General features: G+C 64.0%; 11 protein-coding genes. 3 read left to right on the top strand and 8 right to left on the bottom strand.

Features of this window, described 5'->3' with window-relative positions; genetic code table 11:
- Positions 1-657 precede the first annotated feature (657 nt).
- From ACFSJC_RS01255 to ACFSJC_RS01245, 3 genes are read left to right on the top strand one after another with little or no spacing between them, the layout of a single operon-like run.
- Positions 658-2,322, top strand: a complete 1,665-nt coding sequence (locus ACFSJC_RS01255; protein ID WP_386022043.1) for a carbon starvation CstA family protein — start codon at positions 658-660, stop codon at positions 2,320-2,322.
- Complete coding sequence (locus tag ACFSJC_RS01250) at positions 2,319-2,603, top strand: cory-CC-star protein (protein ID WP_386022041.1); 285 nt, start codon at positions 2,319-2,321, stop codon at positions 2,601-2,603. Before ACFSJC_RS01255 ends, ACFSJC_RS01250 begins: the two co-directional genes overlap by 4 nt.
- Entirely contained in the window at positions 2,594-3,586 is a 993-nt protein-coding gene (locus ACFSJC_RS01245; protein WP_386022038.1) for an ArsA family ATPase, read from the top strand. Before ACFSJC_RS01250 ends, ACFSJC_RS01245 begins: the two co-directional genes overlap by 10 nt.
- Positions 3,587-3,692: 106 nt before the next feature.
- Here the strand turns inward: ACFSJC_RS01245 and ACFSJC_RS01240 are convergent, their stop codons facing one another.
- The 8 genes from ACFSJC_RS01240 to dsrK all read right to left on the bottom strand — a co-directional run bounded on the left by ACFSJC_RS01240 (position 3,693) and on the right by dsrK (position 12,856).
- Entirely contained in the window at positions 3,693-4,796 is a 1,104-nt protein-coding gene (locus ACFSJC_RS01240; protein WP_386022035.1) for a sulfur reduction protein DsrS, read from the bottom strand.
- A 31-nt stretch (positions 4,797-4,827) separates the two neighbouring features.
- Positions 4,828-5,142: a HesB/IscA family protein gene (locus ACFSJC_RS01235; protein WP_386022032.1), complete on the bottom strand. Its 315-nt coding sequence runs from the start codon at positions 5,140-5,142 to the stop codon at positions 4,828-4,830.
- A 105-nt stretch (positions 5,143-5,247) separates the two neighbouring features.
- Entirely contained in the window at positions 5,248-6,627 is a 1,380-nt protein-coding gene (locus ACFSJC_RS01230; RefSeq protein WP_386022029.1) for a cobyrinate a,c-diamide synthase, read from the bottom strand.
- Positions 6,628-6,658: 31 nt separating this feature from the next.
- Positions 6,659-7,909, bottom strand: a complete 1,251-nt coding sequence (nrfD, locus tag ACFSJC_RS01225) for an NrfD/PsrC family molybdoenzyme membrane anchor subunit (protein WP_386022026.1) — start codon at positions 7,907-7,909, stop codon at positions 6,659-6,661.
- Positions 7,910-7,927: 18 nt separating this feature from the next.
- Positions 7,928-8,713 (bottom strand): sulfate reduction electron transfer complex DsrMKJOP subunit DsrO, encoded by a 786-nt coding sequence (gene dsrO, locus ACFSJC_RS01220; protein WP_386022023.1) that lies wholly within the window; start codon positions 8,711-8,713, stop codon positions 7,928-7,930.
- Between the two features lies 1 nt (position 8,714).
- Entirely contained in the window at positions 8,715-9,188 is a 474-nt protein-coding gene (locus ACFSJC_RS01215) for a sulfur reduction protein DsrJ (protein ID WP_386022020.1), read from the bottom strand.
- Positions 9,189-9,205: 17 nt separating this feature from the next.
- Positions 9,206-11,170, bottom strand: a complete 1,965-nt coding sequence (locus ACFSJC_RS01210; RefSeq protein ID WP_386022017.1) for an NAD(P)-binding protein — start codon at positions 11,168-11,170, stop codon at positions 9,206-9,208.
- 105 nt (positions 11,171-11,275) lie between these two features.
- Entirely contained in the window at positions 11,276-12,856 is a 1,581-nt protein-coding gene (gene dsrK, locus ACFSJC_RS01205; RefSeq protein WP_386022015.1) for a sulfate reduction electron transfer complex DsrMKJOP subunit DsrK, read from the bottom strand.
- Positions 12,857-12,874 lie beyond the last annotated feature (18 nt).

The following is a 12,874-nucleotide window of genomic DNA, read 5'->3' as shown; positions in this document are numbered from 1 at the left end:
AACGACCTCGCGATCATGCCACGCATCGACGCCACCTACGGCCAACCCGACGGCTGGCAGGGCGGCCCGGGCCTGGGGCTGCTGACCGAGGCCCAGATCGGCGCCTACACAGCAATGGTCGAAGATCTGCACAACTAGTGGCGAACCCAGGTTCGTCGGCGCGATGGCCTTGACCGAGCACCTCCAACAGGTCGCAGACGAGGCGATCGCCACCTGATCGCACGGCGGGCCGCAACCGACCGAGCACGAGGTCGGCGGCCCGCGATCAACCGCCGAGCGCGGTCCCCAGAACGTCTTCCAGCTCGGTGCCTGATCTCTGGATGTCCCCAATGACAGCGTCGAACCTGCTCTTCGGCGCCAACGGTCTGATGACCGTTGCGGATTTCCAACATTTCACCTACATCGCCCCCGATCACTTGTTTCCCTACCCGGCATCCGATTTCGCTTCCCCCTATTATCCGAGGCCAATGAAATCGGCCTGCCCATAGACGACATGACCGCGCTCAACCGCTGCGAGGGGTTCGCGTCGCACCCCACTGGACAGATAGCAAAGGCACATCCCGTCATCTTGCTTACAATAGGGTGCCTCCGAGCGAACCGGCTCGGCACTGATTCGAGAGCCATCAGGGCTCGATCCAAAAGAACCCAGGAGAGGCGATGAACGCCATTTATCTACTATTGGTCGGCCTAGGCACCATGGCGCTGGGCTATTTCGTCTACTCGAAGTTCGTCGCCGAGAAGCTGTATCGACTGGACCCGAACTTCGTGACACCCGCGCACGAGCTGCGCGATGGCATCGATTACATCCCCACCAACAAATTCGTGCTCTGGGGGCATCACTTCACCTCCGTTGCCGGGGCAGCGCCGATCGTCGGGCCGGCGATCGCGGTCTTCTGGGGCTGGCTACCGGCCTTCCTCTGGGTGACCATCGGCACCGTCTTCATGGCAGGGGTGCACGATTTCGGCGCACTCTGGGCCAGCGTGCGGCACCGTGGCCAGTCGATGGGCGCGCTCACCGGCAAGGTCATCGGTCATCGTGCCAAGTCACTCTTCATGGTCGTCATCTTCCTGCTGCTGCTGATGGTCAACAGCGCCTTCGCGGTGGTCATCGCCAAGCTGCTGGTTCATGATCCCGCCGCCACGATCCCTGCATGGGGGGCGATCGTGGTCGCGCTGATCATCGGACAGGCGATCTACCGCTACCGCATGGGCCTGCTGTGGCCGTCCATCATCGGCGTCGCGGTGCTCTATGCCCTCATTTTCGTCGGCCAGGCCTATCCGCTCAGTCTGCCGGATCAGGTCATGGGTCTGTCGCCGAACGCACAGTGGATCCTAATTCTCTTCGCCTATGCCGCCATCGCCTCCATGCTGCCGGTCTGGGTGCTGCTGCAGCCGCGCGACTACATCAACGGCCTCCAGCTCTTCATCGGTCTCGGATTGCTCTACGCAGCGACCATCATCGCAGCACCGGACGTGGTCGCGCCCATGATCAACCAGAACCTGCCCGAGGGCACCCCGCCCCTGGTGCCACTGCTCTTCGTCACCATCGCCTGCGGGGCCATCAGCGGCTTCCACGGGCTGGTCGCCTCCGGCACCAGCTCCAAACAGCTCGACAAGGAGACGGACGCACGCTTCGTCGGCTATTTCGGTGCCGTCGGCGAGGGCATGCTGGCCCTGGCGGCCATCATTTGCACGGTCGCCGGTTTCGCTACGGTCTCCGAATGGGAAGGCGTCTACTCCAGCTTCGGCCAAGGCAGCCTGGCCGCATTCGTCAACGGCGGTGGGCGCATCCTGGCCGATGGCCTGGGCATCTCGCCTGAGCTCGGCGGAACCATCCTCTCGGTGATGGCCATCCTCTTCGCCGGCACCACCATGGACACCGGCATGCGCCTACAGCGCTACGTGATCCAGGAAGTCGGTGAGATGACCACGTTCAAGCCGCTTCAGAACGGCTACGTCGCCACCGGCGTGGCGCTGGTAACCTGTTTGGCCCTCGCCTTCGGTGCGGGCGGCGACGGATCCGGCGGCATGCTCATCTGGCCCCTGTTCGGAACCACCAACCAGCTGCTCGCCGGCCTGACACTGGCCATCCTGTCCGTGATCCTGGCGCGTCTCGGCCGCCCCATCGTCTTCACTGCGATCCCCCTGGCCTTCCTGCTGGCCATGACGGTCTACGCCTTGCTGATCCAGCTCGGCAGCTTCTGGTCCGATGGTAATTGGCTGCTGATCGGCATGGATCTGATCATCCTGGTCGCCGCCCTTTGGGTCTCCGTGGAGGCCGGGCTCGCGCTCGCCAAGCGCAGCGCGGACCTGCCGACATGAGCCCAACCGACGGGAACGAGGAAACACTCAAGGGCTGGCGGCGCTTCGAGGAACTCCTGCGGGAGTTCTACGTAGCGCCCTACCGGCGCACCTTCGGCCGCGCCCGGCGCGATCAGGACGATCTCTTCATGCTCATGGTCTTCGCCGAGAGCCTGGGGGTACCCAACCCGGTCGGCTGGTACACCCTGGAACTGATGCCACTGCTCTACGAGCAGTTTCACGACTGGCACCGTCGCATGGGGCTCGAGCATTCGCCGCTCGATGACATCCGATGCTGCTGAGGCTCGCCGCAGAGCGCCGTCTGCTCTTCTTCGGCGGCAAGGGCGGAGTCGGCAAGACGACGACCGCCTCGGCGGTCGCCCTCGCCGAGGCCGAGCGGGGCCGTCGCGTGCTGCTGGTCTCGACCGATCCGGCCCACAACCTGGGGCACCTCTGGCAGCGGCGCATCGGACCCGATGCGGTCGAGATCGCGCCCAATCTGGAGGCGATCGAGCTGGATCCGCAAGGCATCGCGGACGCCCATCTGGAGCAGGTTGGCCGTTCGTTACGGCGGCTGATGCCGGCCAATCTCTCGGGCGAGGTCGACCGTCAGCTCGCGCTCGCGCGTCAGGCACCGGGGCTGCACGAGGCAGCCCTGCTCGAACGCATCGCCGATCTGGTCCACCACCACTTCCATCACGGCGACGGCGAGGGTCTGCTGATCTTCGACACGGCCCCCTCCGGCCACACGGCACGGCTGCTGGCCCTGCCGGAACTGATGTCGACCTGGACCGAGGGTCTGCTGCGCTCGCGTCACAGCGCCAACAAGCTCGGAGACGCCTTCCGGCGCATGAACCCGGACGAGGTGGCGCGCCGCACCATCGGCAGCCCGGACCGCGACGACCAGATTCTCTCGGTGCTGGAACGACGGCGTCTGCGCTTCGCCTCGCTGCGCGATCATCTGAAGGAGCAGGCGAATACCGCCTTCGTGCTGGTGCTGATGGCGGAGCGTCTACCGGTGCTGGAGTCGATCGAGCTGCGCGCGCAACTGGCCGACCAGGGCATCCCGGTCGGGGCGCTGGTCGTCAATCGTCGCTCGCCCCAAGACGCGGGCGAGTTGTTGGAACGGCGCCGAGGTCAGGAGGAAGCCTGTCTCAAGGATCTCGCCGCCGCCCTGCCCGACCTGCCGATCGTCGAGACCCCGCTGCTCGCAACCGAACCGGTCGGGGCCGAGGCACTGCATCAACTCGCCAGGCATTGGGGAAATCGCACGGCTCCAGCATGACGCAACGACGCCGATCGCCGGCGCCCGTCTCATTTCGGTGGAACGAAAGCGAACGCGCAGAGTGCGGGTTGCGGTCTATTGTGAACGGAAGCGACAACTGGACAGCCTATCGCTGCAACAGAGTAAGACGCTCCTGGATCGGATCCAAAACGGGCGACAGCTTGCGCCGCATGAGACTACCGAGCGTGGCGGAGTCGCTCAGGATGGGCCGCAGTAGACCATAGCCGACCCCGGAGAGCAGGCGCATGGCGGCGATCTCGGGCGCCAGCGCGGGAAGCTCGGCCAGAATCTCGGCGACCGAGGGATCGGGATCTGCCGGATCGACAAAGGCGTCGGCATCGGCGATCAGCTCGGCGATGTCCCTATCCGGGTCGCCCTCGGGCCTCACTGGCGCAAGAAAGTCGCGCAGACAGGCGAAGGCGGCGAGGATCACCTCTTGGGTCGGCGGCTTGGCCAGCGCCGAGGCGGCGGTCGAGACGAGAAACTGACCAGAAGACGCGTAGAGCCACTGGATCAAAGCGGCAACCGGGTCCGATTCGGCTAGACGGTGCAGGACATCCGGACAGGCTCGGGCGGGGCTGGAAACACAGAGCGCATCGGGCAGGGCGCGCATGAAGCCGACGAGATAGGCCGGCTTGCGCGCCGATCGGTGCCAGAGCTCGACGATACGGCTGTCATCCAGCAAACCGGACTGAAGCACCAGCTGCACCGACTCCATGATGTCTTCGTGGTCGGTCTCGAACGGCAGATGCTCGACCAGATAGTCGGCGAGCAGCGGTCCCATGCGTCCCCGGACGACCTGCGGATTGGTTAGCATGCGCCGCGCGTTGGCCGCGTCCTCCATCGCCCACCAGGCGCGCCGCGCCAACTCATCGTCGAGACCGGGCGCGCAGACAGCGGCGACGACCGCCTCGGGCTCGCCGAGCATCAGCAATTGCTCCAGACTGCCGTCACGCATCTGACCCATGCGGGTCCAGCGGCTCAGATAGACGGGATAACCGCCGGGCGAACCCAGCACATGGCCCGAGATGGTCTCTCTGACCCAACGCAGATACTGCTCGGGACGGGTCGTCGGATTGAGCTGCAGACTGAGCTCGCCACGCTCGGTCAGTCCCAGAACCCGCAGTTTGGACGTATCGATACGGATCGCGAGCGGCTTGCTCGCAAGCAGCACGTTGAGCCGGAGACTGTCCTCGTGGCTGAGTTCCATCGAGCGTCCAGGGCGACTCCGTCCAGAAACCCTAAGATGCGTTCGGCGGCGTGAAGTTGGCGTCCTTGGGATTGAGGAAGATGAAGTGAAACTGGCCGGGTTCGATCTCGACGTAGTCCATGGTCGCCTGATCCAGCAGGGGCACCTGCTCCGGGGTCATGATGACCTCGATCCCATCGCAGGTCATACGAATGTCGTCCTCGGTCAGTTCGTCGAAGCCCATCCGATAGTCGATGCTTCCGTCCGCCTGCTGGGCGGCGGCCAGACGTAGAGGCATACCTTCGGTACCGCCTTGCTTGGCGGCCTTGAGGACCTGTTCGGCGGCGGCGGCTGTGAGTTTGAACATCGCTAAACCCTATCCTATTGGCTATCCGCTTGGAATCGATGGACAGTTTACCATCGGGCTCGAAATCGGGTGGTGCCGTGACCGACCATCCGATGGCTCGAACGATCAACCACCCAGGCAATCCCTCACGTGAGCCAGGAATCGGTCGGTCCAGCGCGCTGATCCCACGCCACGCAGATGGCTGTAGCAGGCCAGCAGGTTGCCTTGCACGACGCCATCGTGCGCGCCGTCGATCCCCACACCGCGCAGCACCCGATAGGCATAGCGCCAGGATGGATTCGGCTGGATCAGGGCCGAGTGATGGAATTCATGGGCGGCGATCTCGACCGATCCCGAGTGCACGCGCGGCCAGGGGAAGGCGTCGGTCTCGCTCAGGCGCACATAGCCACGCCCCTGTGGACCGGAGCGCATCTCGACCTCGGCCTTGAGCGCGCCGACCATGGACCCTCGTTCGCCCTTCCAGTGCAGCCCTTCGCACAGATACATGAGACCACCGCACTCGGCATAGACCGGACCGCCGTCAGCAATGAATTCGGCGATGTGCTGGCGCATGGAGCGGTTCTCTTCGAGCGCGCGCATCCGGCACTCGGGGAAGCCTCCGCCGATGAAGAGCGCATCCACCTCGGGCAACTCGGGATCCCGGAGCGGACTGAAGGGGACCAACTCGGCACCCGACTCGGCAAAGGCGCGCAGATCGTCCGGATAATAGAAGCCGAACGCCTCGTCGCGCGCGATCCCGATCCGCAGCGTCGGACCCGCCTCATGGCGCACCTGCATCGGGCGGCTGGAGACGTGCGGACGGGCGCCCTCCTCGGCGACTGCGATCAGCCGATCGACATCGAGCTGATCGGCCACCCGGTGGCGGATCGCCTCGACCCAACGCTCGGCGTCGCCCGCCTCGTTGCTCGGGATGAGCCCGAGATGACGCTCGGCGATGGCGATCTCATCGTCGCGGCGCAACAGACCGAGCACCGGAAGATCCGTGTAGTGCTCGACCACCCGCACCAGATTTTCGCCGTGACGCATGCCGCCGACCTTGTTCAGGATGACGCCGGCGATGCGAAGCGCGGGATCGAACGCCTGATAGCCCAACAGCAGGGGTGCGATTCCACGCGCCATGCCGTGACAGTTGACGACCAGCACCAGGGGCGAGCGCAACTGCTTGGCCAGCTCGGCATTGCTGAAGGCGCCGTCCAGATGGGTGCTGTCGAAGAGCCCGACATTCCCCTCGATCACGCCCAGATCGGCCGTCTCCAGCTCGCGCGCGAAGACCTCGGCGATCTCGGCCGAGGCCATGGTGTGATAGTCGAGGTTGTAGCACTGGCGATCGGCGGCCTGGGTCAGCCAGAGCGGATCGATATAATCCGGCCCCTTCTTGAACGGCTGGACGGCCAGGCCGCGACGGCGGAACTCGCGGCAGAGCCCGATCGAGAGGGTGGTCTTACCCGATGATTTCTGGGGTGCCGCGATATAGAGATGTGCCATGTAACGGGAGCCGGAAACGCCTGACCGGGGCTCAGGCCGGCTTGGCGAAGGCGGCTTCGCCCAGGGTTTCCTCGTCGACCGGGACCACGTCGTCGGCCAGCGACTCAGGAAGAAACTGGAGGACACGCACGCCGACGGCCGTGATCAGCAGTCCAACGGCCACGCCGCCGAGCCCGAGCAGGAGCTCGGGGATGGACGGCCAATAGGATGCGGCGCGCCCGCCGACCCCATCGCCGAAGCCGGACTCCAGGATCGTCTGACCGGGGAACAGCGGCATGGGATAGGCCTGACTGCCAATGATGACGACGTACATGGTCGAGAACCCGCCGACGATGACCAGCGCAGCCGCTGCAGCGACCCAATTGCAGTTCTTGCCCTTCTCCGGGTGATAGAGGATTCCCAGCGGCAGCAGACCGCCGATCAGGATGCTGCCGACCCAGAAGGCGAAGGTGTAGATCCCGCCGCGCAACAGTAACCAGGACTCGAAGTCGTCGTGCTTGGCCGCGTAGAGATTGGTCAGATGGTAGATCAGCATGAAATAGAGCGAACCGGCGACGAAGATGGCCAGCAGATTCTTGAGCCGGCGCAGGATCTTGGGACCGATCACGCGTCCCTCGTCGGCGAAGGCGAACATGAGCACCAGCAGAAAGACCGAGAGTCCGTAGGCGAAGGAAAGCACAACGAACATGGGACCGAGAATGGCCGCGCTATAGGCCTCGCGCGCCACCAGGAAGCCGAAAATGGATCCGGTACCCGTGGTCAGCGCCAGACGCCAGAAGAGCGCGAGGATACCCACCGGGCGGTTGAAGGGTCCGCCCTGACGGTCCGCCATGGTCCAGAGATAGGCGATGACGATCGCCATGAACCCCGTATAGAGAAAGATGTTCCAGGCGAAGATGGAGCTGAAGTTGTAGCTGGTGATGGCGACGATCAGTCGCTCGGGACGCCCCAGGTCGGTGACCAGAATCAGGAGTCCGCCCACCAGGAGCGCGACCGCGAGCAGCCCGGATAGCCGTCCCAGCGGTTTGTAGATGGGCTTGCGAAAGACGGTTCCGATCGAGGCGATGTTGAGCGCCCCGGAGGCGGCGATGACGAGGAAGACCGCGAAGACGTGCGGCAGCCCCCAGACCACCGCGTTGTTCATGCCGGTGACCCAGTGTCCCTGATGCTCCATATAGCCGAAGGACAGCGTGCCGATCCCGATCACGGCGGCGAGGATGCCGAGGATGCCCCAGAAACGCGCCGGAGGGATCCGCCATTCGCGATAAACGATTCGTTTCATCATCTCTCGTCGTCCTTACTAGACGCCCGCATAGCGCACGCCGGTATTCAACTCAAGATCCTCGCGGATCTGACGGGTCGGAAGCGCCTTCAGCAACTGGCTGATCGGGCTTTCGGGATCCTTCAGATCGCCGAAGACGATTGCGTTGTGCCCCTCGGCCGCGCAGGCATCGGCGCAGGCGGTGGAGTCCTCGCCATAGTCGCGGCGGTCGACGCAAAGGTCGCAGCTCTCGACGCAGCCCTTGCCGCGCGGCACGCTGGTCAGCTGACCCTTGAGTTCTTCATGAATGAAGCTGCGCGCCTTGTAGGGACAGGCCATCATGCAGTAACGGCAGCCGATGCAGAGATGGCGATCGACGATCACGATGCCGTCGGCGCGCTTGAAGGAGGCACCGGTCGGGCAAACGTCGACGCACGGAGGATCCTCGCAGTGCTGACACATCATGGGCAGATTGGTGATGCGTCCGGTCTGATTGTCCTGCAGCTTGACCTTGCGGATCCACACCGCCTTCTGCTGATCCCACTTGGACTCGGACAGAGGCTTGGGCTTGGTCTGCAGATCCAGGCCGTTTTCGCGATCGCAGGCATCGATGCAGGCCGAGCAGCCATCGGCGCACTTGGCCGTATCGATCACCAACCCCCAACGCACGTCGCTACTTACCGACGCCGCACGGGGCGCTGCCTCGACCACATGCAGGATGACGCCCGGAGCCACCATGGCGGCACCGACGCCGACCGCCGCACCGATGAAGGTGCGGCGCTCGCGATCGACCGGTTCGAGATTCGCGCGATTCTCGTCTTTCATCTCAGCGTTCTCCCCCGCCCGAATGGGCGTGAGCCAAGTGCCCCGGCCGTCCGACGCCTGCGTGAGCGGCCTGGGCCCCAGGACCCGACTCGGGTCGGTTGGGAATGGACGCATGGCAGTCGAAGCAGTTCAGGTCTACGGCCGCGTAGGCGTGGCAGGCGCCACAGAACTGATCGGGACGGTTGATGGGCTGCGCCTCATGCTCGGCGTTGTAACTGATATGGCAATCCACGCAGCCGGCCAGACTGTATTTGGTCCCGCGAATACCTTCGTGGACGGTCGCAGTGCGCTGATGCTTGATGAACTCGAAATGCATGCGTCGCATCCGCTCCGTCGGCTCGACGCAGGCGTCCAACCCGGCGGCGCGGGAACCCTCGACCACGTAGCGTTTCACCTCGTCTGCCAGGACGGTCTGGGCGACCAAGACCCAAATCAGTCCCAGGAAGAGACTCGCCTTCAGGGCGGCTTTAGCCATCGATCCCTCCATCCGGATTATTCGCCCAGACCCATCTTGATGTAGCCCGTCGGGCAAACGTCGGCGCAGATATGGCAGCCGATGCACTTGGCATAGTCGGTAGCCACATAGCGGCCGGTGGTGCGGCTGTCCTTCTCGACCCGGTAGACGGCGTCCTGCGGGCAGTAGATGACGCAATTGTCGCACTCGAAGCACATGCCGCAGCTCATGCAGCGCTTGGCCTCGTCAATCGCCTCCGGCTCGGTCAGACCGATGACGCGCTCGTGGAAATGCCCAAGCACGTCATCCTTGCTCGGCACCTCTTCCTTGCGCAGATTGCGCGAGACGAAATTGAAGTGCCCCAGGAAGAGCTCGTCGTGCGGAATGACCTCGGCGCCAGAGCGATCCTCGTAGTTGTGGATCGCATAGTTGGCGTCGGAGGTTCCGCGCAGATCGCCCGTGGCCGGATCGAAGTGTTCCGGGGCCAGATTGGCCTCGGTCATCTTCTTGAGCAGATCGAAGTGGTGCACGTCGACCTTGGGACGACGTCTGTGTTCTTCCTGCATCACATACTCGTGAATCGAATCGGCGGCGATCCAGGCCTGGCCGATGGCCGTGGTCAACAGATGCGGACGGATGATGTCGCCGGCGACGAAGTGGCCGGCCTTGCCCGGAACCTGATAGAACTTGTCGGCGTCCATGAGACCGCGTCCGTTGTCGAACGCCTCCAGTCCAGAGAGATCGCCGCCCTGGCCGATGGCCGAGACGATGAGATCGGCCTCCAGAACCCGTTCGGTACCCTCGACTGGGGTCGGACGACCATCGACCATGGTGCAGTCGGCAACCTTGAGCCCAATGGCTCGGCCCTCGGCATTCTTGATCAACTCGACCGGCATGACGCCATCGAGGATGGTCACGCCCTCGCGGGTCGCGTCGTCCACCTCGTGCTCGGCGGCGGTCATCTTGTCGCGGGTGAAGAGCGAGGTCAGGGTCACCTCGGCGCCCACAGCAGCGGCCGCGCTTGCGGCGTCGTGCGCCACGTAGCCGTCGTGGATGACGGTCTCTGGCAGATTGTCGTTCTTGTTCTCGGTGGTGATGTGGCCGAGACGACGTGCGACCGAGACCACGTCGATCGAGGTATCGCCGCCGCCGACGCAGACGACCTTGTTGGCCGTGACCTTCATGCGTCCCTCGTTGAAGGCCTTGAGGAAGGCGACGCCGGTGACACAGTTCGGGGTGCCCTGCCATCCGGGCACCGGCAGACCGCGACCGCTCTGACAGCCGATGGACCAGAGGATAGCGTCGTAGTCCTGTTCGAGCTGCTCGACGGTGACGTCGGTACCGATACGGGTCTTGAGCTTCACCTCAATGTTGCCGAGGTCGAGGATGCGCTGGATCTCGGCATCGAGCTTGTCGCGCGGCACGCGGTAGCCGGGGATGCCGAAGCGGAACATGCCGCCCAGACCGTCGTTGGCCTCGAAGATGGTACAGGCATGCCCCCTGCGGCGCAGCTGATAGGCTGCGGCCAGACCGGCGGGACCGCCGCCGACGATGGCGATGCGCTTGCCGGTGTCGGCCGGAGCCGGATCGAACGTGTAGCCGTTGGCGATGGCGGTGTCGCCGATGAACTGCTCGACCGCGTTGATGCCGACGTAGTCCTCGAGCTCGTTACGGTTGCAGCCGTCCTGACAGGGTGCCGGACAGACGCGCCCCATCAATGAGGGGAATGGATTGGCGTCGGTGGAGCGGCGGAAGGCGTATTCCTGCCAATCCATGCCGACCGGCGGTTTCTCTTGCTGACGAACGATGGCGAGCCAGCCGCGAATGTCCTCGCCCGAGGGGCAGCTTCCCTGACAGGGCGGCGTCTTGTGGACATAGGTCGGACACTTGTGGGAGCGGTCCTGATTGAAGATCTTGTCGGTCAGGTCGTCCCAGACATTGTCGCCGTCCTCGAAACGACGCCAGGTCGGCTTGGTCTGCATCTCATCGCTGGAAGTCGCCATCTTGATCACTCTCCGTACCAGTTGAACCCTGACGCGGGATCAGGGGGTTCATATCAGTCCGCGAGGCCGGTTGCAGTCCGACCACGGCTCGCCCGATGGCCCCGGTCAGGCCGCCTCGTCGTTCTCTTGTTTGTTATCGTTATCGAGAGCGTCGCCGTCCAGGTCGTCGTCCTCGTCCTCCTCTGCGTCATCGGGTCCGGGCGTCAGCACGATCGCATTCGACACCAGTTGGTGCAGACTCAGGATCTGATCCATCTCCATGCCGTAATAGGGCAAAACCTTGCTGAATTGGGTCTTGCAGATGGCGCAGATGGCCGCCATGTGCGTGACGCCTTTCTCCTGCATGACGTTGTTGAGCGCATCCATCCTGGGCTTGGCGCCCTTGACCCGAACCTCCATGAGGTCGTCGGTCAGCAGGCCACCACCGCCACCGCAGCAGAAGGTGCGGTCGCGGATGGTGTCCTCGTCCATGTCGTAGAAGTGATTGCAGGTCGCGCGGATGATGGCGCGCGGGATCTCGAACTGGCCGCCCGGAACCTCGCCCATACGCGAGGCACGGGCGACGTTGCAGCTGTCGTGGTAGGTCAGAACCTTGTCGTCGTTCTCGCTCTTGTCGAAGGTCAGCTTGCCTTCCTGGATCAGACCGTAGGTGAACTCGCAGATGTGCTGCGGCACCGGATAGCGCGGATCCAGAAAATCCCAGGGGCCGGCCAAGGTGTTCAGGAAGCTGTAGGCGACGCGCCAGGCATGGCCGCATTCGCCGAAGACTATGCGCTTGACCTTGAGTTGGATGGCCGCCTCGCGGATGCGCTGGGCGACCCGGCGCATGTTCTCGTAGGAGCCGATGAACATGCCGAAGTTGGCCGCTTCGGAGGCATGGGTGCTCATGGTCCAGGAGATGCCGGCCTCGTGGAACACCTTGCCGTAACCGATCAGACCGTCGACGTGCGGCTCGGCGAAGAAGTCGGCCGAGGGCGTCACCAGCAGGACCTCGGCACCCTCCTCGTCGATGGGGTAGCGGACCTTGACCCCAGTCTCGTCGAAGACGTCCTCCTCCAGCCCTTCGAGGGTGTCGATGAGCGCCGGACCGGGAAGCCCCAGGTTGTTGCCGATCTTGTAGACCTTGCCGATGATCTCGTTGCAGTACTTCTGGCCGACGCCGATGCTGTCCATGATCTCGCGCGCGGCCATGGAGATCTCGGCGGTGTCGATGCCGTAAGGACAGAAGACCGAGCAGCGCCGACACTGCGAGCACTGGTGGAAATAGCAGTACCAGTCGTCGAGAACCTCCTTGGTGAAGTCCTCGGCACCGACCAGCTTGGGAAAGAGCTTACCTGGCAGGGTGAAGTAGCGCCGATAGACCTTGCGCATCAGATCCTGACGGCCGACCGGCATGTTCTTGGGGTCGTTGGTCCCCAGGAAATAGTGGCACTTGTCCGTGCAGGACCCGCACTTGACGCAAGCGTCCATATAGACGCGCAGCGAGCGATATTTCCCCAGCAGCTCGCCCATCTTGTCGATGGCCTTCGTCTGCCAGTCGTCGACCAGCTCGCCGGGGAAGCCCAGATCCTTCTGAAAATCCTCCTTCGCCTTGAAGGTGGCGCTGTGCGCCATCGCACCCGGCTGAATGGCGGGCACCTCGGTGTACTGGGTCAGCTCTGGAACTTCAAACGTTGCCTTGGCCATGGATCAACCTCATGAATG

The organism is Thiorhodococcus fuscus (genome assembly GCF_042682685.1).
Lineage (GTDB): Bacteria > Pseudomonadota > Gammaproteobacteria > Chromatiales > Chromatiaceae > Imhoffiella > Imhoffiella fuscus.
The sequence above is the reverse complement of the archived record's forward strand: the minus strand, read 5'-3'. Positions and strand labels throughout refer to the sequence as shown.